This is a genomic window from Campylobacter sp. 2018MI01 (genome assembly GCF_018501205.1).
Classification (GTDB): Bacteria; Campylobacterota; Campylobacteria; order Campylobacterales; family Campylobacteraceae; genus Campylobacter_E.
In genome coordinates this window covers 1-1108 of record NZ_JAHCZE010000119.1, presented here as the reverse complement: position 1 = coordinate 1108, position 1108 = coordinate 1, and the positions used below count along the sequence as shown (strand labels likewise).

At 25.5% G+C, this 1108-nt stretch carries 1 protein-coding gene; it reads right to left on the bottom strand.

Features of this window, described 5'->3' with window-relative positions; translation table 11 throughout:
- Positions 1 to 1108 (bottom strand): hypothetical protein (locus KJQ97_RS09260; RefSeq protein WP_214120671.1); only part of this gene is annotated, 1108 nt, incomplete at both ends.

Here is a 1108-nt window from a genome sequence, read left to right as displayed (position 1 = left end):
AAATTCAATATAAGCAGGATAGCTACTTTTATGTAAAAGCTCTTTAAAATAAGTATAACTTAAAGCTGTATAGCCTAAAATTCTATCTATATTTTTACTACAACTTCTTATTTTTAACTTACCACCTTTAAGGGTAAAATTCATAGTAATAATGAAACTTTTTTCTAAAGCTTCATATTGAGATTTAATATTTTCATAACTTTTACTAACCATATTAGTATCTAAAATCATCAAAATATCATAGCAAAATCTCTCTGATCTCATAACGAATGGATATATTTTAACTTCTTTAAAGTCTTCTCCATTCACATAGTGTTCAGTTTGTATATAAAATCCTTGATTTTTAATAGAATTTTGCATATTGTTTGCAAAATTTATCGGGTCTATAATGGTATCTCTTTGCTCTTTTTTACCAAGCATATACAAATTCATTTTAGACATACCTGTAATTTTTTGATTATAAAAATCAAGTGCTGATTGATTTGCTTTAAAAATCTTAGCCGTAAAAGCATCAATCATTAGCATAGGAATTGTGCTTTTACTAAACATAGAGCTAAGTCTTTGTTCTAATTCTCTATATTCTTTTTTAATATCTTTATATTCAAGAACTGAAAATGCCGTTTGTTTTTGCAAATCTTCTAAATCAGAGCCTTCTATTAGCTCAAAATTTTGAAACTCATCAATATCGCTAGCACCTTGTAAATCATAGCAATACCTTACTTGTCTTACTAAACCATTTTCAACCAACATAGAATCAAGATAAGCGTTCCAAAAATACATAACTAATATTATTAGCAAAAATGCACTTAACACAAAATAATAATTAAAATACTCGCTTACAGATATAAAGCTTCTCACATTAAAGCCGCTATATTCTACTTCTTTAATAATATTATCAGAATTACTTGCTGTTTGATAAATTCCAGATAAATACCAATAGTAACTAAACTCATTTACATTGACAGATAAATCTAATTTTGATTGATTACTTGAATACAAAACATTACCAAAAGAATCTACTAATATATAATCAGTATTAAATTTATTCACACTTTTTAAAAGTTCTTTTAAATCAAGCTTTGCAACCAAAAATGTATTTTTATTATTC